Here is a 19355-nt window from a genome sequence, read left to right as displayed (position 1 = left end):
GCCTGTGGGAAATTCCGCAGTACGGGCCCGACGTGAAACCTGAACCGACTTGGGATGACTCTAAACCCATCGCAAAGCCGGGAACTAATCTCCCGCCTGATTCGTACCGGCGTGAAAACGTAAGTTAGGTTTGCCTTTCCAACTGTGATTGCGGACGGCGGGGGCGTCGAATCGTTGCGCAGGCCACCATGGAAAGATGCGTGATTGTGCCGGAAATTGACTGGAAGTCCTTGCGCGCCAAAGCACATGAAGCCATGGAGTGCGCTTACGCACCCTACTCGAAGTTTCCGGTGGGGGCCGCTGCTCTCACCGTGGACGACCGGACTGTGAGCGGGTGCAATGTGGAAAATGTCTCACACGGCTTGGGTCTTTGTGCCGAATGCGTACTCGTCGGTAACTTGATCTCCGGTGGTGGGGGCCGCCTTCGCGCTGTCTCGGTGTGTGACGCACGTGGAGCAATACTGATGCCGTGTGGCCGGTGCCGGCAGGTCCTGCTCGAGCACGGTGGCCCGGGTCTGCTCATCGATACGACCACCGGTGCCCGCCCGATGTCGGAGCTACTTCCCGACGCATTCGGCCCCGAGGATCTTGCTGCGACCGGCCCCGACGGTGGTGAACATGCCTGAAATCACCTCGATCATCCGAAGCAAGCGCGACGGCTTCGAGCTGACCGGATCCGAAATCGACTGGGTGATAGAAGCGTTCACCCACGGTATCGTCGCCGACGAGCAGATGGCAGCGCTCGCCATGGCCATCTATTTCCGCGGAATGAGCCGCACCGAGACCTCACGCTGGACGACGGCGATGATCGACTCGGGCAGACGACTCGACTTCACCGGCCTGGGCCTGCGCACCGTCGACAAGCATTCCACCGGAGGAGTCGGGGACAAGATCACCCTGCCTCTCGCTCCGCTGGTGGCCGCATGCGGAGCGGCGGTGCCTCAACTGTCGGGTCGCGGGCTCGGGCACACGGGAGGCACGCTCGACAAGCTCGAATCGATTCCGGGTTGGCGCGCCGACCTGAGCACCGCCGAGATGGCCGAGATCCTCACCGACCCCGATGTCGGCGCCGTCGTCTGCGCCGCGGGCGCAGATCTGGCCCCCGCCGACCGGAAGCTCTACGCGCTGCGCGACGTGACAGGAACCGTCGAATCGATACCCCTCATCGCCAGCTCGATCATGAGCAAGAAGATCGCCGAGGGGACCGGGGCGTTGGTCCTCGACGTGAAGGTCGGCAGCGGAGCATTCATGAAGGAGCTCGGAGAAGCCCGAGAGCTCGCCAGGACGATGGTGGAACTGGGTACCGATGCCGGCCTGATCACCACCGCACTGCTCACCCGGATGGACGCACCGCTCGGTCGTACCGCGGGCAATGCCCTCGAAGTGCGAGAAGCCGTCGAAGTGCTCGCAGGCGGCGGCCCCGACGACGTCGTCGAACTGACGTTGGCGCTCGCTCGCGACATGCTCGCCGCGGCGGGCGTCGACGACCTCGACCCCGCGGATCGACTGCGTGACGGATCCGCGATGGATCGCTGGCGCTCGATGATCGTCGCGCAGGGCGGCGACCCGGATGCGCCGCTGCCGACCGCACACCACACCGAAACCCTGTGCGCCGACGCGGACGGGGTACTCGTCGGTCTCGATGCAATGGCCGTCGGGCTCTCCGCATGGCGGCTCGGCGCAGGGCGAACACACCAGAGCAGCGCTGTGCAGGCGGGGGCGGGTGTCGAACTGCACGTCACCCCGGGCGATTCGGTCCGGGCGGGGCAGCCGATCGCGACCCTCCACACCGACACGCCGCAGATTCTCCCGGCCGCGCTCACCGCCCTGCGTGACGGAGTGCGGATCGGGACCGAGGCGCCGCAACGGCGACCCCTCGTCATCGAGCGGATCACCGACTAGGCGACTACCGTCCGGAACATGAACGAGCAGCCGGGAGGGACGCGCCTTCGGGTCGCGCCGAAAGTGGTCCTGCACGACCACCTGGACGGCGGGCTCCGGCCCGCGACGATCCTCGAGCTCGCCGGTGAGTGCGGTCATCGATTGCCTGCCGATACCGCAGACGGGCTCGCCTCGTGGTTCCGTGACTCCGCCGACAGTGGGTCGCTCGAACGCTACCTGGAGACCTTCGAGCACACCGTCGGCGTGATGCAGACCCCCGAGGGCCTGGAGCGGGTCGCGCGGGAATGCGTCATCGACCTTGCGGAGGACGGCGTCATCTACGCCGAGGTGCGGTTCGCTCCCGAGCAGCATCTCGAGCTGGGGTTGAGCCTTGATCGCGTCGTCGAACACGTTCTCGAGGGATTCCGTGCGGGGGAGTCCGAGGTGGCCGCGACGAGCGGGCGACAGGTTCGGGTGGGCTGCTTGCTCACCGCGATGCGGCATGCCGCGCGATCCCGGGAGATCGCCGAACTGGCCGTGAGGTTCCGTGACCGAGGGGTCGTCGGATTCGACATCGCAGGTGCGGAGGCGGGAAATCCACCGAGCAGGCACCTTGACGCATTCGAGTACACGCGCGCCGCGAACGCACACTTCACCATTCACGCAGGCGAGGCGTTCGGGTTGCCCTCGATCCACGAGGCGGTGGCGTTCTGCGGCACCGATCGTCTCGGGCACGGCGTGCGTATCGTCGACGACATCACCGTCCACCCGGACGGGACGAAATCCCTCGGGCTGCTCGCGAACTATGTGCGGGACAAGAGGATTCCACTGGAGCTGTGTCCCAGTTCCAATGTGCAGACCGGGGCCGTGCGGACCATCGAGGAGCACCCGTTCGACCTGCTCGCCCGACTGCGCTTCCGGGTGACCGTCAACACCGACAACCGGCTCATGAGCGACACCACGATGACGAGGGAGATGACTCGGCTGGTCGAGGCGTTCGGTTACGGGTGGTCGGATCTGGAGCGCTTCACCATCAATGCGATGAAATCGGCGTTCCTCCCGTTCGACCAGCGCCTCGAACTGATCGACGACGTCATCAAGCCGGGATACGCAGTGCTCGTCGGCTGAGTGCCCGGGCCGGACAGCTCACAGTTTGCGCAGGTGGGCCTCGAACTCGCGCTCGAGCTCGCGCCACGCGACGGCTTCTGCGTCGAACGGTGCGCTCGGGGCGGACCTGCTCGAGTCCGGTTCGATCACGTAGTTGACGAACCAGCCGAGCTCGGTGGAGCCGGCGAGCGCGGCGTCGGTTGCGTCCTCGCCGACGTAGTTCGCGGCATCGGTGAACAGCTCGACAGCGAGCTCCATCTGCTCGGGGTCGACCGCGGTGACGCCCTCGACGATGTCGTCGGCGATGCCGGTGAGCACGTAGACGTTGTCCTCGGTGACAGTGACTTCGAGTGACCCGTCGGTGGCGGCGTGCCGGATGGTCTCGTACGTCTCCAGCGTCGCCAGATCGTGGTCGTGGTTGTCGGCGAGGTACCGGCCGAGCGCGCGTTCGGACCCGAACACGAGGATCGAGCTCTCGGAGCCGAGGAACACGGCGTCGTCGTCGAGATAGCACCGCAGCGTGAACCACGTGCCCTCAGAGGTGATGATCTTGATGGGATCGATGCCCACGGACGTCCAGAAGTCGTCGCCCGCCTCGTCGTCGACGTACTCGTATTCATCCTCCTCGGCATCATCGACCGCGTCGTCTGCCTCGACGTCGTTCTCGTCGACCGCCACCAGCTCCGACTCGATCTCCGACACGGCCGCAGCCTCGGTGTCCGGGGTCGTGACCACTGCGTCGAGCGCATCGATCACGGCGTCCCAATCCTCGACGACCGCGGCACCGAGCTTGTTCCACAACTCTATGCCTGCGCGGTCGTCGAATGCTGCGACGCCGTACCGAAGCACGGATTCCACCTCGGGGCGCTCGAAGAACTTGGTGATCACATCGAGCTCGCACACGTCGCCGAGGATGCTGACGATGTCGAAAGTGTCCTGGAGTTCCGACACGAAGACCGGATCGAGGTCGCCGGCCACGAGCTCGGGGACCGCGATCAGATCGAACGCGTGCGCTTCGTCGGGCTCGAACTCGACGGCGGCGAGCTTCGAGACGACCGGCCACGCCGGATGCTCGACGAGATCGTTGTCGTTGTTCGCGCGGACGAACGCGACGAGATGCGCCACCGACGGGAACGCGTACAGGTCGTCGCCGTGGCCGAGAAAGGCCTCCCACTCGTCGTCGCCTTCGCGCCACTTGGGTGCCCACAAAGTGACGAGGTCGCCGTCGGTGAGACCGAGTTCGATCGGGACGATGTCTCCAGCCATGGCGGGAAGCCTAGCCATGTCGTCGCCGAAGATATAGCGCGGGAGGGGGAAAAGCGTCACGAGAGGGCACTTCGCAGGTCGTGAAGCAGTCGGGCGCGTTCTGTGGCGGCACGGCGGGCGGCCTCATGAATCGTCGCGAGAATCTCGGACCCGAGCTCGGTCGGGTCGCGCCGGGTGACCGATTCGGCCAGGTCCAGGCCCGCAAGGGCGCCTCGACCGTCGACGTGCGCGACGATGCTGCCGTCCTGGTTCCTCGCGGAACCGCGAACCGTACCGAGACCGTCGAGTGTGTGCTCGAGAGACCCCAGCTGTGTGCGTACGCGATCGACGATCGCTTCGACCTGCTGCTCGCTCATGTGTTCTGGTCCTTCCATGCTGTCGGCTGCGCGGTCACAGGGGCCGGTGCATCCAGATCGGGTGTGTGCCGTGCCCGGCGTCGTCCTGGTCGAGATCGGGCAGGTCGTCGCGGGTGGGCATGCCCATTCGGTCGAGGACGTCGCTGTGGACGCCCTGCGCGGACAGTTGCTCCCGTCGCAGAATCGCCGCTTCGAGTGCGGCCCGCCGATTCAGCGCCACGATGGCGTCGGCGAGCTGCGCTGCCCCGAACCGAAGTTCTCGCGGGTCGATGCGCAGATCGATCGGCAGGCCTTCATCGGTCGTGCGGATCCGGATCGTGCCTGCCGCGTTCTGTGCGGTGGCCGTCACCGGAATCGTCTTGATGGTGTCCATACACAGTTGGACGCATCGGAAGGCGAATCGGTTCCCTCTGGTGCGGGAGAGATCAGCGGAACCCGGCAGCGTTCCGGTTGCAACACCGATTCCGGTCACTCGGTCGGCCGGTAGAAACCCTGGAAGCCCATCGCTCCGTTCGTGGTACGGATGGGGGTCACGGACACCGGATCGCCTGCTTCGACCATCATTCCGCCGCCGACGACCATTGCGACGTGCCCGTCCCAGACCGCGAGGTCGCCCGGCAGCACGGATCCGGAGTCGACAGGTGTTCCGACGTCCTGTTCCTGCGCGAGGCGCGGCAGTTCGAGACCCGCTTCCCCGTACGCCCACTGGGTCAGGCCGCTGCAGTCGAGTCCGCGACCCGGGGTCGTGCCACCCCACACGTACGGAGTTCCCTGTTGGTCGAGTGCACGACGAACGGCTTCGGCGGCCGTCGGGTTCGGAGCGTGTGCGACGGTGCCGTCGGGCAGCGTCACCGCGACCCCGCCGCCGTACCCGGGTACCGAGCTGCCCATCGTCGAGATCTCGCCGGACCCCGTGGCCGGGCCCCCGAGCTCGGCCCGTGCGGCGCCGCTGTCGCCCGGCATCGGAGCGCCCATCGGCGGTTCGGGGATCAACGCCGTCACCTTCGCGGTGAGCTCGGAGAGCGCGGACACCACCCGCGTGAGCACATCCAGACCCTCGGTGATGTGCTCGATCGCGGCGGTGATCAGCATCAGCTGTCCCTGAGGAAGAGCCAGCACGGGAGCCGCCTGCTGGGCGAGAGCCACGAACGAGTCGATGATGCGCTTCAGCTCGGCCGCCCCGGTGACCACCGTGACCGCGGCGTCGAGCACTCCGGTGGCGAGCTCGATCCCGCGATCGACGGCGCCGATGGTGTCGGCGAGGACCCTCTCGCCGCTGACGAGCGCGGTTTCGGCGGCAGTACCGGTCCACCCCCATGCGAGTTCGGCGAGCGCGCTCCGGCACGTGGCATGCGCTTGCTCTGCCATCTCGGAACCGGCGCGCAGGCCGCTGCCCGGGTCCGAGCCCGGCGACATGTCGGAACCGAACGCCCCGAGCAGGTCGTGCAGCGGCGAGACGAGGACGTCTGCCCCCACCCCGGCCATCACGGGGTGTCCCCGAGCCGCTCGGCGGCGCCCCGCAGAGCGTCGGCCGTCTCGCCCACGGTGCGTTCGTATGCGGCCGCGGTCAGCGTCGCCGCCGTGCCCATCCCGGAGAGGACCTCGCGGATCCGGTCGAGTTCGCGGGTGTGGCCGGCGTGTGCAGCGGTGAACGCGGCGAGGAAGTCGGTGCCGATGGCGCCGAGCAGAGGCGTGAGTCCGGTCGGATCGGTCGTCCGGGTCTGGAGCGCGGCCTGATCGATCTGTTCGGCGAGGTCGGCAGCGATGCGGCCGAATCCCGCGATGACCCCTGTGTCGGCCCGAAGTGTTGCTGTGTCGGCCTGAAGTGTTCCAGTGTCGGTCTGTGGGTCGGGCACAGCGTGTCTCCTCGTTCACCGATGGATGTGTGTCACATTGCTTGGACGCACCGGAGGCCTCGTCGGTTCCCTCGTTCTATCCTTCGATTCATGGATTCGCTCGTGGTCGACCACCCGCTCGCCGCTTCCCTGCTCACCACCCTCAGGGATGAACGCAGCGACAACGCTGCATTCCGACACGCACTGCGCCGGCTCACCCAGATGCTGATCTATGAGGCGGTGCGTGAAGCGCCGGTCGAAGAATTCGACGTCCGGACGCCCGTCGCGGTCACCACCGGGGTGCGTTTGCAGCAACCCCCGCTGCTCGTTCCGGTTCTGCGCGCCGGGCTCGGCATGGTCGAGCAGGCGCACGCACTCATCCCCCAGGCACAGGTGGGATTCGTAGGGCTGGCCCGCGACGAGAAGACCTTCGAACCGGTGCCGTACCTGGAGTCGCTGCCCGAGGATCTGTCGAGTCTTCCGGTGTTCGTGCTCGACCCGATGCTCGCGACCGGCGGATCGATGGTGCAGACGCTCGACATGCTGGTCTCGCGCGGCGCGACCGACATCACCGCGGTGTGCGTCGTGTGCGCGCCGGAGGGCGTCGAGACGCTCGCCGCGTCGGGGCATCCCGTTCGCCTCGTGACCGCCTCGATCGACGAGGGTCTCAACGACGCGAAGTACATCGTTCCGGGGCTCGGTGACGCCGGCGATCGCCAGTTCGGGCCGCGCTGACAAACCAGCCGGCGCTCTGACGGCCGGTCAGCCTGCGAGTCCGATCGCCCAGCGGCGCAACGCGTCCAGCGACCTCGTCGCTGTGTCGCGATCGCCGCTGCGGGACACTGCTTCGAGATAGCACTTGAGTTTCGGTTCGGTCCCGGACGGCCTGACCACGACACGGACCGTGGCACCCTCGAAGACGAGTGCGTCGGTGTTCAGCGGTCCCGGGTCGGTCGCGAGATCGGTCGTGGTCACCAACTCCTCGGCCAACGCGGGAGGCGGATCTGCACGCAATCCCGCCATGATCGTGTCGATCTGCGTGAGTTCGGTGACACGGATCGCCACCTGATCGCCCACATGCACGCCGAACTCGCTATGCAGGTCGTCGAGTGCATCCACGAGGGTGCGGCCCGACGCTTTGAGCTCGGCCGCATAGTCGGCGACCACGACTGCCGTGGCGATCCCGTCCTTGTCGCGCACGGCGTCGGGGTCGACGCAGTGCCCGATAGCTTCCTCGTACGCGTAGACCAGCCCCTCGCCGGCCCGGGTGAGCCACTTGAAGCCGGTGAGGGTCTGCGCGAATCGGGCGCCGCGCGCTGCGGCCAGGGTGCCGAGCAGGGTCGACGAGACGATCGTCGTGGCCACCAGCGACCCCTCCGGTGCGTGCTCGAGAATACGATCGCCGAGGAGCACCCCGGTTTCGTCGCCGCGCAGTAGCCGCCACCCGGTCGCGGTGGGCACCGCGACCGCGCAGCGATCGGCGTCCGGATCCAATGCGATCGCGATGTCGGCGTTGACGTCGGCGGCGAGTTCGAGCACGGCGTCGGCGGCGCCGGGCTCCTCCGGATTCGGGAACGCGACCGTCGGAAATGCGGGATCGGGTTCGAACTGCGCCGCAACGACGTGCACGTCGGTGAATCCGGTCGTGTGCAAGGCGGCGACGGCTGTCTCGCCTCCTACGCCGTGCAGTGGCGTCAACGCGATCCTCAGGTTCCGGTGCTGCGAGCGTGGCAGCGACGCCACCCGCGCGAGATAGCGGTCGACGAGGTCTCCGCCCGAGGCCCCTACTGCTGCGCGCGGAACCGAATCGGCATCGGGCGCGTCGTTGATCGCCGACTCGATCCGACGGTCGGCCGGCGAGACGATCTGGGCGCCACCGACGAGGTACACCTTGTAGCCGTTGTCGGATGCGGGATTGTGTGACGCGGTGATCTGCACTCCCGCAACCGCATTCAGCTCGCGTACCGCGTACGCGGTGACCGGGGTCGGAAGTGGGCGGGGGAGAGCGACGACGTCGAACCCTGCCGCGGCGAGCACCTCGGCGGCTGCCGTGAAGAATTCCGCGGAACCGGTTCGCGCGTCGCGCCCGACGACGACCGTGCCGCCGCGGTGCCCCTGCTCGATCAACCACGCTGCGAGGCCCGCTGTGGTGCGCACGACGGTCGGGACGTTCATGCAGTCCGGCCCGTCGCCGACGGGGCCGCGCAGCCCCGCGGTCCCGAACCGGAGTGTCACAGCCGGGCCGCCAGGTCGTGGAGCAGGTCTCCCATGCGGGTCGCGGCGTTTCGTCCTGCGGCGAGGACCTCTTCGTGGTCGAGGTGCTCGCCGGTGACGCCCGCGGCGGCGTTGGTCACCAGTGAGAGTCCGAGGACGCGCGCACCCGCCGCGCGGGCGGCGATGGTCTCGTGCACGGTCGACATGCCCACGAGATCGGCGCCGAGGGTCCGGAGCATGCGGATCTCGGCGGGTGTCTCGTAGTGCGGTCCCGGTAGTCCTGCGTAGACGCCCTCGGGCAGAGTCGGGTCGATCTCGTGGGCGAGGGCGCGCAAATCGGAGGAGTACGCGTCGACGAGATCGACGAACTGGGCGCCGACGAGCGGTGAGCGACCGGTGAGGTTGAGGTGGTCGGAGATGAGTACCGGTTGACCCACGCGGAGATCGGGATCGATTCCGCCTGCGGCGTTGGTGAGGATCACGGTGTGTGCACCCGCGGCGACCGCGGTGCGTACCGGGTGGACGACCCGGCTCAGGTCGTGGCCCTCGTAGGCGTGTGTGCGCCCGGCGAGTACGAGCACTGCGTTGCCGCCGACGACGAACGAGTGCACGGTGCCGGGGTGTCCGGCAGCGGTGGGCGGCGCGAAACCGGGGAGGTCGCTCATCGGGATGCTCGCGGTGGGTGCACCGAATCGGTCGACGGCAGCGCGCCAGCCCGAACCGAGGACGATCGCAACGCTGTGCGCGGTGACGCCTGTGCGTTCGGTGACGACATCGGCCGCGGCCTTCGCCGTGGTGGCGGGATCGAGCATCTCGGGTGTTCCCATGAGGTCAGACCCTAGCGGCAACTCGGAAGTTACTCGTGAGTAGGAAAGGGGTATCGTGGCCGTCATGCCCTATCTCGAACGCGACGGCGACGTCTTCGTCCTGAATCTCGGCAACCGGGACGAGGAGGTGAGCGAGAACCGCTTCCACCCGGACATGCTCACCGAGTTGCATCGCCGGCTCGACGAGGTCGAGGCCCACGATGGCCCCGCAGCCCTCGTGACCGCCGCGACCGGGAAGTTCTGGAGTAACGGCCTCGACACCGACTGGATCTTCGGCAACCTGGCAGACCTACCCGGCTATTTGGATTCGGTTCACGAACTCTTCGTCCGGATCCTCACCTTCGAGGCGCCGACGGTCGCCGCAGTGCAGGGCCACGCTTTCGGGGCGGGGGCGATGCTCGCCCTCACCCACGATTTCCGGGTGATGCGCGCCGACCGCGGTTTCTGGTGCCTGCCGGAAGTGAATCTGAACATGCCGTTCACCGTCGGAATGTCCGCGTTGATGCGGGAACGTCTCCCTATCCAGACCGCGGTCGACGCGATGGCCACCGGCCGCCGGTTCGGAGGTGTCGACGCAGTCGACGCCGGGATCGCCGAGCGGCACGTGGACGGCGACGGCGTCCTCGCGGCCGCTGTCGAGAAGGCCGCAACGCTGACCGCGACCCGCGGCAAGAACCTGGGCGGAATCAAGCGGGGCCTGCATGCACCGCTGATCGAGGCCCTGCAGACGAAGACGGACGAGTCCAACTTCCGCCTCGGCTGACTACCCGGCAGGATTGCGTGGCACCGTCGGTCGTGCCCCGTCCGGCATGACAGACTGGGCACCGTGACGACCGAAGCCGACAGCGCGATCGAGGCTGCTTCAGACACCTTGATCGCACTGTCGCATTCGATCCACGCAGAGCCGGAATTGGCGTTCGAGGAACATCGCAGTGCAGCCAAGATCGTCGACGTCTTGCGACACAGCGGGTTCGACGTCCGCACCGGTGTCGCCGATCTCCCCACTGCCTTCGATGCCCGGTACGGCAGCGGCGACCTCGTCCTCGCGTTCTGCGCAGAATACGATGCGCTTCCCGGAATCGGGCACGCATGCGGGCACAACATCATCGCCGCTGCGGCCGTCGGTGCCGGGATCGGCCTGGCGGCGCTCGCGGACGAACTCGGCGTCACCGTCCGCGTCATCGGCACCCCCGCCGAGGAAACCGGTGGCGGCAAGGTCCTCATGCTGGAGCGAGGCGAGTTCGACGGGGTCGGCGCCGCCCTGATGGTCCATCCGGGTCCGTTCGACATCACCGGGGCGACCTCGCTTGCGCTCGCCGACATCGCCGTCTCCTACGCCGGACATGAAGCGCATGCGTCCGCGGCACCCGAATACGGACGCAATGCAGCCGACGCGGCAACCGTGGCGCAGGTCGCGGTCGGCCTCCTGCGACAGCATCTGATGCCCGGCCAGCAGATCCACGGGATCGTCAGCGACGGCGGAGCCGCGCCCAACATCGTGCCCGGGTACTCCGAGATGCTCTATTACCTGCGCGCGCCCACCGCAGGTCTGCTCGACGATCTACGTGACCGCGCCGGACGCTGCTTCGCTGCGGGTGCGCTCGCTGCCGGGTGCACCCACAGCATCCGGACCGTGTCGCCCACCTACACCGAACTGACCCCTGACTCGTGGCTGGTGCAGGCATATCGTGAAGAGATCATCGATCAGGGGCGCACACCGCTGCCCGTCGAAGAGGAAGGGTTCCGCCCACTGGGCAGCACCGACATGGGAAACGTGACGAACGTCGTGCCAGGAATACACCCGGTCATCGGACTCGACTCGGGAGGCGCCGTCACGCACCAGGAAGCGTTCGCGGCCGCGTGTATCACCGAGTCCGCCGACCGCGCCCTGCTCGACGGTGCCCGGGCCCTCGCCGCGACCGCGGCCCGCGCTGCCGCCGATCCCGCTCAGCGTGCCCGCCTGCTCGAAGGGGCCGGCCGCCGATGAATCCGTATGTGGAGAAGTGGCTCGACGAGCACGCCGGCGATCTGATTGCGTGGCGCCGCCATATCCATGCCAACCCCGAGTTGGCGCGGCAGGAGTACGCCACCACCGAATTCGTGGCGACGAAGCTGACCGCGGCCGGACTCGACCCCAAGGTGCTGCCGCGGGGAACCGGTCTGATCTGCGACCTCGGTCCGACGGACGGACCACGCCTTGCGCTGCGTGCCGACATGGATGCTCTCCCACTGCAGGAGATGACGGGGCTCAGTTTCTCCTCGACCGTCCCCGGCGTCTCACACGCATGCGGCCACGACGCACACACCACGGTGCTTCTCGGAGCGGGTCTGGCGCTCGCATCGGTCCCCGAACTGCCCGTCGGTGTGCGGCTGGTGTTCCAACCGGCCGAGGAGGTCATGCCCGGAGGCGCGCTCGACATCGTCGCTGCCGGAGGCCTCGACGGTGTGTCGCGTATCTTCGCGCTGCACTGTGATCCACGGCTCGAGGTCGGCAAAGTGGGCATGCGGGTCGGGGCGATCACCTCGGCCGCCGACACCATCGAACTCGTCCTCGATTCACCCGGTGGGCACACGTCGCGCCCGCACCTGACCGGCGACCTCGTCTACGGGCTCGGCACAGTGATCACCGGACTTCCGGGCATGCTCAGCCGACGGATCGATCCGCGAACCGGCACCGTGATGGTGTGGGGCGCGGTCAGTGCGGGCAAGGCCCCGAACGCCATCCCGCGCACCGGAATGCTGGCAGGCACCGTACGCACCGGCGAGCACGAGACCTGGGAACTGCTCGAACCGATGGTCCGCGAGATCGTGCACGGGCTTCTCGCTCCCACCGGGGTGAGCTACGAACTGCACTACCGTCGCGGTGTACCGCCCGTCGTCAACGACGAGGTGTCCGCGAAGATGTTCGAGGACGCCATCCGCGCCGCCGGCCCCGACATGCTCTCCGACACCCCGCAGTCCGGTGGGGGCGAGGACTTCTCGTGGTACCTCGAACAGATCCAGGGCGCGATGGGACGGCTCGGCGTGTGGTCCGGTTCCGGACCGGAACTCGACATCCACCAGTCGACGTTCGATCTCGACGAGCGGGCACTCCCGGTGGGTGTGCGGGTGCTGACCAACCTTGCGCTCGGCGCGATCGGATAGCTCCTTCGCGGGGCGGTCCGGATTCCCCGCAAGATAAATAGCTCTCCGGGGGGATGCCCGACGACGAACCATCGACCTAGTGTCGGGTGTGCTCCATACGAGATCGAGGGCGACCGACCCATCATCACGTGTCCGGCATGTCGCCTCCGGCCAGGGCCGGGCCGTTGTCGAAGCGTGGACACCGGAGACGTCGTACGCTCCGCTGCGCCCGCGCGGACGCAGCGGAACACCAGGTCTCGTCGGTGCAGTGCTGTTGCTGACCCTGCTGTTCGGCACGTCGGTCGGGCAGCTGACCGACATGGTGCCGTGGGTCGTGGCCGCCTACCTGCTCGGGGCGCTACAAGTGCTTCCGCTGGTGTTCGTGTTCGCGAGCCCGCTGGTGACCTGGCAACTGATGACCTTCGGGTTTGCTGCGGGCACGGTCTCGGGGCTGGTCCAGGACGAAGTCGTGCCATGGCCGGTCGCAAGTTGCATCTCGGCCGGTACGGCACTGATCGCACTCGCCTCGGACCGGCCGCTTCGGGTGGTGTCGGCTGCGGCGCCGACGTCGCTGATCCTGGTCGTCCTTCCTGCAATGTGGACGGTCGGCCTGCCGCTGCATGCGGTTGCGATGATCGCTGTTGCCGCTACGGGGATCGTGGCTGCCGGCGCGGTCTTTCGGCGACTGCGCGCTGCCGAGACACATCTGGTCGTGGAACGAGGGCTGCGCCGTGAACAGGAACACCGCGAAGCCATCGCCCGCGAGCGCACCCGTATCGCACGCGAGTTGCACGACGTGGTTGCCCACCATATGTCGATGATCGCGGTTCAGGCACAGGCCGCGACATTCACACATCCGGAACTACCGGTCGGTGTGCACTCCACATTCGACGACATCCACGCGGCGGCAGCGACCGCGTTGACCGAGATGCGCAGGGTCGTCGACGTCCTCCGAGGCCCCGAAACGGAGGGCGGATCGGAAGCTCCTACACTCGACGGACTCGACGACCTGGTCGCGAGATGGTGCGGTTCGTCGGGGCAGCAGGTGGACCTGCGAGTATTCGGGGATCCGGACACGGTACCGACGGAGATCTCGTGTGCGATGTACCGCATCCTCCAGGAAGCGCTGACCAATGCGCATCGGCACGGGGCAGGAAGCGGCGTGGCCGTCGAGATCCGGATCGGAGCGGGACATTCGCGCCTCACGGTCGGTAACGTCATCGTGCCCGGCCACCCGGCGTCCGGTGGCGGAGGGCACGGGCTCATCGGAATACGCGAACGGGTCGCCGCGTACGGCGGGACCGTGGAGACGGGCCCAGACGAGTATGGACGGTTCGTCGTCGATGTCGAGTTCGACCATCGTGCTGGGGCACACGCCGGTCTCAGGGAGGAGCGATGATGATTCGCGTGGTGGTGGCCGACGACCAGGCGCTCGTCCGCGACGGAATTGCCGCGGTGCTGAACACTCAGAGCGACATCGACGTGGTGGGATCTGCGGAGGACGGCGCGGAGGCGGTCGAGCTCGTCGCAGCATTGGATCCCGACGTCGTGGTCCTCGACATCCGGATGCCCAGGCTCGACGGAATCCGCGCTGCGGAGGCGGTACTCACCAGACCGGACAATCGCACCAGAGTGATGATGCTGACCACCTTCGACCTCGACGACTACGTCTACGACGCGCTGAGTCTCGGAGCCAGCGGGTTCCTGCTGAAGCAGTCGCCCGCGTCGGATTTCATCACCGGTGTGCGCACCGTCGCAGCGGGGGAGTCGATGCTCGCACCGTCGGTCACCACCCGTCTGATCGCCGAATTCGCCAGGCGCAAGGGCACTGCGGTCGTGGAATCCGGTCGGGCGTCGGTGTTGACGCCGAGGGAACGGGAAGTCCTGCAGGTGATGGCGCGCGGCATGTCGAATCCCGAGATCGCGTCGGAACTGTCGGTGGCGGAGGAAACGGTGAAAACGCACATCGGGCGAATCCTTGCGAAGCTGGGCCTGCGCGACCGGACGCAGGCGGTCGTCTTCTATTTCGAGCACGTCCAGGGGCGGGCCTGAGCGCTCGGGGTAGCTCGCCCGAGCTACCCCGAAAATCGCTGCTGCAGGGGATGTTCGGATGATCGTGCGTCCGTAGCGTTTTCCGCATGCTACTCGAGCGCACCCGCATTCACGACCGGGCACGTTTCGTCTCGGCCGGTCTGTTCGCCCATCGATGGACGCTGACCTTCGCGGCCTTCTCCGTAGTTGCTCTCGTGTACGGTGCAGTGACGCAGCTGCATCCGCATCGCGTCTGGGCGTTGTGGGCAGTCGTCGGATATGCGGTGGCCACTGTGCTTGCCGTGAGGCGGCGCCTCACGCCGGCCGCGGTGTCTGCGGTGATCGGCGCCGTAGTGGCGCCGGGAACGGCACTGATCGCGACACGCACCGCGCAGCTGGAAGTGTCGGTGGTCGCGGAGTCGGCCGCTTATCTGATCACCACGGGCAGCCCCTACGTTCCGGACCCGTCGGTGCTCGCCGAGTACAACCCGTACGGCCCTGCAATGACGCTCTTCGGCACACCCTCGCAACTGTTCCCGGAGAACCCGCTCGGTGATCCGCGAATCTGGTTCGCACTGTTCTTCGTCGTGTGTGTCCTGCTGACCTCGACGATGGTCCTGGCCCGGCCGCTCCCGCGACGCTCTGGAATGCAGATGACGGTTCTGATCGCGTCGCCGGTGGTTGCCCTGGCCATGACGGTCGGTGGAGTCGATCTTCCGGTTGTCGGTGCAGCACTTCTCGGTCTTGCGGCGGCGACCCGAGGCCGGGTGGTGACGACGGCGGTGTCGTTCGCCTTCGCCTGCGCTCTCAAGCCGCTCGCGGTCCCGGTTCTCGTGGTCGCGCTCGTTCTGATGTGTGCGCGATACGACCGCCGCACGGCCCTGCGGGCAGGGGTGGCATGCGCCGCCCTGACGGTCGTGTTCCACGTTCCGGCCTTCACCGATCCGGCGGCCTTCGTCCGGCACACGCTGCTCTTCCCGCTGGGGCGCACGGACGTCGTGACCCCGGCCGGAGACTCCCTTGTCGGCGGGGCACTGGCTCGTCTGGTGCCGTACGGTCCGACGCTCGCGTCGGTCGTTCTGGCCGTTGCAGGAGTCTGTGCTGCCGTGGTGCTGGTGCGGAATCCGCCGGACTCCTTCGTTCGTGCTGCCTCGTTCGCTGCCGTCCTCCTCACGGTTGTCTTCCTGCTCGCTCCCACTTCCAGGTTCGGGTACTTCGTCTACCCGCTGGTTCTCGGTGGCACCGCAGTCGTGTTCGCGCTGGACACGGCCTGTCGCTCCGCGCGGACTAGGGTGCAGATGAGCCGGACGGAGACGGCCCGGTGAACTTCCAGAACCGCATCCTGGTCGTGACCAACGATTTTCCTGCCCAGGCAGGGGGTATCGAAACGTTCGCGTTCGAGATGGTCCGCCGCTTCGATCCGGCTGACGTGATCGTCTACACCTCCGCTGAACCGGGTGCCGTCCACCACGATGCGCAGATGCCGTTTCGGGTGATCAGGGATCTTTCGCGCATGCTTCTTCCCGCCCGGCGTATGGCACGGACGGTGCAGTCGATCGCGGTCGAGCACGGATGTGATCGTGTCTGGTTCGCCGCTGCCGCGCCGCTCTCGTCTCTTGCGTGTCCCCTCCGCACGGTCGGTGTGCATCGCATCGTCGCATCCGGCCACGGGCACGAAACGTGGTGGGCGAAACGGCACGGTCCCGATCGGGCACAGGGGGCCGGTGATTGTGTGTGTTGCGAGACTGGTGCGCAGAAAGGGACAGGACGCCTTGATTCGAGCGCTGCCGATGATCCGCGACCGCCACCCGGACACCCGACTCGTGTCGGTCGGTGACGGACCTCGCCGTCGTGACCTCCGCGCGCTCGTCCCGCTCATGTTGCTCGACGATCCCGACGCCGCAACCCGAATGGGCAGCGCCGGACGGGAGTGGGCGCAGAGTTGGGCATGGGACGCGACCTGGAAGACACTCGCCGGTCTCCTGGAGTGAGCCCATTGCGGAGAGGCGTGAAAGTTGACCATCAGTTAAGAAAGGCTTACCTTATGAATCGTTACGTCACCTTACGGGCGTCCTGCTCGACCTAACGGAAGAATTCTGTGTCAGCACCTGAACTCATCGCTCCCGGCTCAGGCGAATCGGCCTCCGCCGCACTCGCTCCGGTCCTACGAATCACCATGGGAACCGACAACCTCGCGGGGGGCACCCACGGCGACCCTCGGCTCGGTGAGGTCGACCTCTACCGCCTGCCGAGCACGGACCTCACGTCGGTACGCGGCCTGATCATCGGCGGAGGATCGGACCAGATCTTCCTCGAGCGCAACAAGGACCTGCTCACCGAGTTCGTCACCTCGGGTGGCCGGGTCGCGGTCATGGGGCACGTGCTCACCGATTTCCTTCCGGGGCTGGGGGTGTGGCGCAAGCTCGCGTACACCGGTCCGAAAGACCTGGCGATCACTCTCGGCGACCCGCACCCGGTATGGGCCGGCGTCGATCCTGTCGATCTGAGTACTCGAAAGGGTGTCACCGGGTTCTACGCGCGCGGCTACATCGACAAGATTCCGGAGGGCGCCCTCGTCGCCACCCGGATCGGGCGGCATGCGCTTCCCCTCGACTACGTCTACCCACTGGGCGAGGGGCAGGTGCTTGCTCACGGCGGCAACGACCTCACCGGCTGGGCGAACGACCCCAACAGCTCTTCGAAACTGACCACTCAACTCATCGATTGGCTGATGCAGCGGTGACGACCGTCGAACCCTTCTCCCGTACCGACCGTGCGCCTGCGCGGGGCACGCGACTCGCGCTCATCCACGGCGGCTCCTACCCGCACCTGCAGACGATGAAGGACCCGGCGGTGCTCGCCCACCAGCCGGACTTCCACTACCTCGCAGACCTCGCCGACGGCGACCTCGACGGCTACTCGACGGTGATCGTCGCAGACCGCCTGCACCCTGATCTCGTTGCCCGTCACGCCGCGCAGTTCCGCGCTGTCGCCGAGCGCGGCGGCACGCTCGTCGTACTCGGCGAGAACCAGGTCCACACCTGGCTTCCCGGCGTCGAATGGGAACCGCGGCCGACGAACTTCTGGTGGTGGCTCCACGGGGAGGATCCGTTGATCCGCACCCGCAGTCACGACCACGAATCATGGCAGTACCTGACCACCAAGTCGGCGATCTGGCATCACCACGGACTGCTGCGCACGGACGCGGACGTGGTGCCGCTGATCGTGTCCGAGGAGCCCGACGCCGCGGGTGACGCGCACGACGCGGGCATGATGCTGTACGAGGACACCGTCTCGACGCCGGGGCGCCTGATCGTCACGACCCTCGATCCGACGTACCACCACGGAAGCAACTTCATGCCGGGCGCGACCCGATTTCTCTACGCGCTCCTGCGCTGGGTCGACAACACATGAGTACGTCGGATATGTGAGACGACGACGCCCGGTCACCGCATTGTCGGTGACCGGGCGCCGGCCTACTCTGCCGGGGAATCCCTCAGGGTATGGGCGACAAGAGCATTCGCGTGACCATGCCCCATTTCGTGATCGGCCTTCAGCCAGTTCACGAGTTCCATGTGTTTCGTCAGTTCGGACGAGCGGATCAACGCCATCCACTCCTCGATCGGACGGCCGTACTTCTTCTCGATGGACGGGAAGTACGATTCGGGGCCCTTGGGTGTGTCGGTCATGCTCGGGAGGGTAATCGGGGCGTCCGACACGTTCGGTGAACGTCGCCTGGTCCACCTCGACCAGCGGCTGGCTCGCTCAGCGCCGGTGTTGCAGTACGCGGCGAGACACGAGCCGGGTGAGCACCGCGACCGCGGATCCTCCGGCAGCAGTGCCCACTACGAGCAGGATCAGGCCAACAACCCACAATCCGGTCTCGTCGCTCGCTGCCGCGTCGCGCCCCCACGCGAGCGCGAACCCCACGGTCGTGCACGCGACCACCGCGATGCTGCCCTTGACCGAGCAGCGCAACGCCAGGCACCCGGCGACGACGATGCAGGTGATCGTCGCTCCGGCCGCGACCACCTGCATCGTCGAATACGGTCCTGTCACACTGCCATCCGTCAGCGTTCGGTAGCCGGTCTCCCACCCGAGCCATGCGAACCAGGTCGCCGCGGACGCAGCGGTGACGACGAGCAGGGTCAGCGCTGTGCGCGTGGTGGGCATGGTCGTACGGTACGGGGACCTATCCGATGATGTCGTAGACCTCGTCCGCAGGTGCGGCGAACAGGCGATCGGCCATCTCCTGCTTGAGGACGGTCAGTCGTGCGTTCTCTACGTCGGTGCGATCCGCCTTGCGGCCGAGACCGATGAACTCGTCGGTGACGAAACCCTCCCGGATCTCGAGGCGCACGGAGACACCGCGATAGGTCAGCACGAACACGTACCGCTCCAGAGTTGCGCCGCGGTCGGTGCGTTCGAGAGTCGAGTCCACCGTGAAACGATCCTCCGTCACGGCGCGGGTCACCGCTTCGAACGTGTCGCGCACGCCCGGACCGCGGTGGGCAGTGGCGACGGAGATCTCGCGCCGTTCGGCGGGGGAGTCGGGGCTCAGGACGGGCAGGGCACGTTCGAGCACCTTGACGGCATGGGCGACCCCTCCGGGGAATCCCGGCCCGTGATACTTCATGACGTCGGCGACAGTGAAATCGAGATGTGTTCCGTTGTCGACGAGTTCCAGCGGTGCAGCCATGTTCTTCTCCTGGATA

At 67.2% G+C, this 19355-nt stretch carries 23 protein-coding genes; 13 read left to right on the top strand and 10 right to left on the bottom strand.

Annotated elements, in window-relative coordinates:
- The first annotated feature begins 206 nt into the window (after positions 1-206).
- The 3 genes from ACFWB0_RS12840 to ACFWB0_RS12830 are packed head-to-tail and all read left to right on the top strand — an operon-like array spanning position 207 to position 3009.
- Positions 207-626, top strand: a complete 420-nt coding sequence (locus ACFWB0_RS12840) for a cytidine deaminase (RefSeq protein WP_378490820.1) — start codon at positions 207-209, stop codon at positions 624-626.
- The gene (locus tag ACFWB0_RS12835) at positions 619-1902 is read left to right on the top strand and encodes a thymidine phosphorylase (RefSeq protein ID WP_378490819.1); all 1284 of its coding nucleotides are present in this window, start codon (positions 619-621) and stop codon (positions 1900-1902) included. Before ACFWB0_RS12840 ends, ACFWB0_RS12835 begins: the two co-directional genes overlap by 8 nt.
- 18 nt (positions 1903-1920) lie before the next feature.
- Positions 1921-3009, top strand: a complete 1089-nt coding sequence (locus tag ACFWB0_RS12830; RefSeq protein WP_378490818.1) for an adenosine deaminase — start codon at positions 1921-1923, stop codon at positions 3007-3009.
- A gap of 18 nt (positions 3010-3027) precedes the next feature.
- Here ACFWB0_RS12830 and ACFWB0_RS12825 read toward each other — a convergent pair whose 3' ends face one another.
- From ACFWB0_RS12825 to ACFWB0_RS12805, 5 genes are all read right to left on the bottom strand, one after another.
- Entirely contained in the window at positions 3028-4254 is a 1227-nt protein-coding gene (locus tag ACFWB0_RS12825; protein ID WP_378490817.1) for a primosomal protein, read from the bottom strand.
- A gap of 56 nt (positions 4255-4310) precedes the next feature.
- Complete coding sequence (locus tag ACFWB0_RS12820; RefSeq protein ID WP_378490816.1) at positions 4311-4610, bottom strand: YbaB/EbfC family nucleoid-associated protein; 300 nt, start codon at positions 4608-4610, stop codon at positions 4311-4313.
- A gap of 34 nt (positions 4611-4644) precedes the next feature.
- Complete coding sequence (locus ACFWB0_RS12815) at positions 4645-4983, bottom strand: hypothetical protein (protein WP_378490815.1); 339 nt, start codon at positions 4981-4983, stop codon at positions 4645-4647.
- A 95-nt stretch (positions 4984-5078) separates the two neighbouring features.
- Positions 5079-6095: a C40 family peptidase gene (locus ACFWB0_RS12810; RefSeq protein WP_378490814.1), complete on the bottom strand. Its 1017-nt coding sequence runs from the start codon at positions 6093-6095 to the stop codon at positions 5079-5081.
- A complete protein-coding gene (locus ACFWB0_RS12805; protein WP_378490813.1) occupies positions 6095-6466 on the bottom strand; it encodes a type VII secretion target in 372 nt (123 codons plus the stop codon). The genes ACFWB0_RS12810 and ACFWB0_RS12805 overlap by 1 nt, the downstream gene beginning before the upstream one ends.
- A 90-nt stretch (positions 6467-6556) precedes the next feature.
- Between ACFWB0_RS12805 and upp the strand changes: the two genes are divergently transcribed.
- Entirely contained in the window at positions 6557-7180 is a 624-nt protein-coding gene (gene upp, locus ACFWB0_RS12800) for a uracil phosphoribosyltransferase (RefSeq protein WP_378490812.1), read from the top strand.
- A 27-nt stretch (positions 7181-7207) separates the two neighbouring features.
- On the opposite strand, the gene ACFWB0_RS12795 is transcribed toward upp, so the two are convergent.
- Both ACFWB0_RS12795 and ACFWB0_RS12790 read right to left on the bottom strand, forming a co-directional pair.
- Entirely contained in the window at positions 7208-8680 is a 1473-nt protein-coding gene (locus ACFWB0_RS12795) for a phospho-sugar mutase (protein WP_378490811.1), read from the bottom strand.
- Positions 8677-9486, bottom strand: coding sequence for a purine-nucleoside phosphorylase (locus ACFWB0_RS12790; protein WP_378490810.1), 810 nt, complete (start codon positions 9484-9486; stop codon positions 8677-8679). The genes ACFWB0_RS12795 and ACFWB0_RS12790 overlap by 4 nt, the downstream gene beginning before the upstream one ends.
- A gap of 64 nt (positions 9487-9550) precedes the next feature.
- Between ACFWB0_RS12790 and ACFWB0_RS12785 the strand changes: the two genes are divergently transcribed.
- The 9 genes from ACFWB0_RS12785 to ACFWB0_RS12745 all read left to right on the top strand — a co-directional run bounded on the left by ACFWB0_RS12785 (position 9551) and on the right by ACFWB0_RS12745 (position 18054).
- The gene (locus ACFWB0_RS12785; protein ID WP_378490809.1) at positions 9551-10249 is read left to right on the top strand and encodes an enoyl-CoA hydratase/isomerase family protein; all 699 of its coding nucleotides are present in this window, start codon (positions 9551-9553) and stop codon (positions 10247-10249) included.
- 63 nt (positions 10250-10312) lie between these two features.
- On the top strand, positions 10313-11473 hold the full coding sequence (locus ACFWB0_RS12780; protein ID WP_378490808.1) for a M20 family metallopeptidase: 1161 nt from the start codon (positions 10313-10315) through the stop codon (positions 11471-11473).
- Positions 11470-12630 (top strand): M20 family metallopeptidase, encoded by a 1161-nt coding sequence (locus tag ACFWB0_RS12775; protein ID WP_378490807.1) that lies wholly within the window; start codon positions 11470-11472, stop codon positions 12628-12630. Before ACFWB0_RS12780 ends, ACFWB0_RS12775 begins: the two co-directional genes overlap by 4 nt.
- Before the next feature lie 247 nt (positions 12631-12877).
- Positions 12878-14008 carry a sensor histidine kinase gene (locus ACFWB0_RS12770; protein ID WP_378490806.1) on the top strand — a complete coding sequence of 377 codons (1131 nt, stop codon included), beginning with the start codon at positions 12878-12880 and terminating at the stop codon, positions 14006-14008.
- Positions 14005-14661, top strand: a complete 657-nt coding sequence (locus ACFWB0_RS12765) for a response regulator (protein ID WP_378490805.1) — start codon at positions 14005-14007, stop codon at positions 14659-14661. The genes ACFWB0_RS12770 and ACFWB0_RS12765 overlap by 4 nt, the downstream gene beginning before the upstream one ends.
- 86 nt (positions 14662-14747) lie before the next feature.
- Entirely contained in the window at positions 14748-15965 is a 1218-nt protein-coding gene (locus ACFWB0_RS12760; RefSeq protein WP_378490804.1) for a glycosyltransferase 87 family protein, read from the top strand.
- A gap of 249 nt (positions 15966-16214) precedes the next feature.
- Positions 16215-16631: a glycosyltransferase gene (locus tag ACFWB0_RS12755; protein ID WP_378490803.1), complete on the top strand. Its 417-nt coding sequence runs from the start codon at positions 16215-16217 to the stop codon at positions 16629-16631.
- A 107-nt stretch (positions 16632-16738) separates the two neighbouring features.
- On the top strand, positions 16739-17383 hold the full coding sequence (locus ACFWB0_RS12750) for a hypothetical protein (protein WP_378490802.1): 645 nt from the start codon (positions 16739-16741) through the stop codon (positions 17381-17383).
- Entirely contained in the window at positions 17380-18054 is a 675-nt protein-coding gene (locus ACFWB0_RS12745) for a hypothetical protein (RefSeq protein WP_378490860.1), read from the top strand. The genes ACFWB0_RS12750 and ACFWB0_RS12745 overlap by 4 nt, the downstream gene beginning before the upstream one ends.
- Before the next feature lie 62 nt (positions 18055-18116).
- On the opposite strand, the gene ACFWB0_RS12740 is transcribed toward ACFWB0_RS12745, so the two are convergent.
- The 3 genes from ACFWB0_RS12740 to ACFWB0_RS12730 form a co-directional block, all read right to left on the bottom strand.
- Complete coding sequence (locus ACFWB0_RS12740) at positions 18117-18329, bottom strand: DUF4287 domain-containing protein (protein WP_378490801.1); 213 nt, start codon at positions 18327-18329, stop codon at positions 18117-18119.
- A gap of 76 nt (positions 18330-18405) precedes the next feature.
- Positions 18406-18813 (bottom strand): hypothetical protein, encoded by a 408-nt coding sequence (locus tag ACFWB0_RS12735; RefSeq protein WP_378490800.1) that lies wholly within the window; start codon positions 18811-18813, stop codon positions 18406-18408.
- A 19-nt stretch (positions 18814-18832) separates the two neighbouring features.
- Positions 18833-19339 carry a hypothetical protein gene (locus tag ACFWB0_RS12730; protein ID WP_378490799.1) on the bottom strand — a complete coding sequence of 169 codons (507 nt, stop codon included), beginning with the start codon at positions 19337-19339 and terminating at the stop codon, positions 18833-18835.
- Positions 19340-19355: the final 16 nt, after the last annotated feature.

The organism is Rhodococcus sp. NPDC060086 (genome assembly GCF_042730275.1).
Taxonomy (GTDB): domain Bacteria; phylum Actinomycetota; class Actinomycetes; order Mycobacteriales; family Mycobacteriaceae; genus Rhodococcus.
Note: the sequence above shows the minus strand (reverse complement) of the source record. Positions and strands in the feature narration are given on the sequence as shown.

Bases quoted from the DNA above. Each gene is read 5' to 3' on its own strand.
- ACFWB0_RS12835 (WP_378490819.1), top strand. From the start codon at position 619: ATGCCTGAAATCACCTCGATCATCCGAAGCAAGCGCGACGGCTTCGAG.
- ACFWB0_RS12830 (WP_378490818.1), top strand. From the start codon at position 1,921: ATGAACGAGCAGCCGGGAGGGACGCGCCTTCGGGTCGCGCCGAAAGTG.
- ACFWB0_RS12825 (WP_378490817.1), bottom strand. From the start codon at position 4,254: ATGGCTGGAGACATCGTCCCGATCGAACTCGGTCTCACCGACGGCGAC.
- ACFWB0_RS12820 (WP_378490816.1), bottom strand. From the start codon at position 4,610: ATGAGCGAGCAGCAGGTCGAAGCGATCGTCGATCGCGTACGCACACAG.
- ACFWB0_RS12815 (WP_378490815.1), bottom strand. From the start codon at position 4,983: ATGGACACCATCAAGACGATTCCGGTGACGGCCACCGCACAGAACGCG.
- ACFWB0_RS12810 (WP_378490814.1), bottom strand. From the start codon at position 6,095: ATGGCCGGGGTGGGGGCAGACGTCCTCGTCTCGCCGCTGCACGACCTG.
- upp (WP_378490812.1), top strand. From the start codon at position 6,557: ATGGATTCGCTCGTGGTCGACCACCCGCTCGCCGCTTCCCTGCTCACC.
- ACFWB0_RS12790 (WP_378490810.1), bottom strand. From the start codon at position 9,486: ATGGGAACACCCGAGATGCTCGATCCCGCCACCACGGCGAAGGCCGCG.
- ACFWB0_RS12785 (WP_378490809.1), top strand. From the start codon at position 9,551: ATGCCCTATCTCGAACGCGACGGCGACGTCTTCGTCCTGAATCTCGGC.
- ACFWB0_RS12775 (WP_378490807.1), top strand. From the start codon at position 11,470: ATGAATCCGTATGTGGAGAAGTGGCTCGACGAGCACGCCGGCGATCTG.
- ACFWB0_RS12765 (WP_378490805.1), top strand. From the start codon at position 14,005: ATGATGATTCGCGTGGTGGTGGCCGACGACCAGGCGCTCGTCCGCGAC.
- ACFWB0_RS12760 (WP_378490804.1), top strand. From the start codon at position 14,748: ATGCTACTCGAGCGCACCCGCATTCACGACCGGGCACGTTTCGTCTCG.
- ACFWB0_RS12740 (WP_378490801.1), bottom strand. From the start codon at position 18,329: ATGACCGACACACCCAAGGGCCCCGAATCGTACTTCCCGTCCATCGAG.
- ACFWB0_RS12735 (WP_378490800.1), bottom strand. From the start codon at position 18,813: ATGCCCACCACGCGCACAGCGCTGACCCTGCTCGTCGTCACCGCTGCG.
- ACFWB0_RS12730 (WP_378490799.1), bottom strand. From the start codon at position 19,339: ATGGCTGCACCGCTGGAACTCGTCGACAACGGAACACATCTCGATTTC.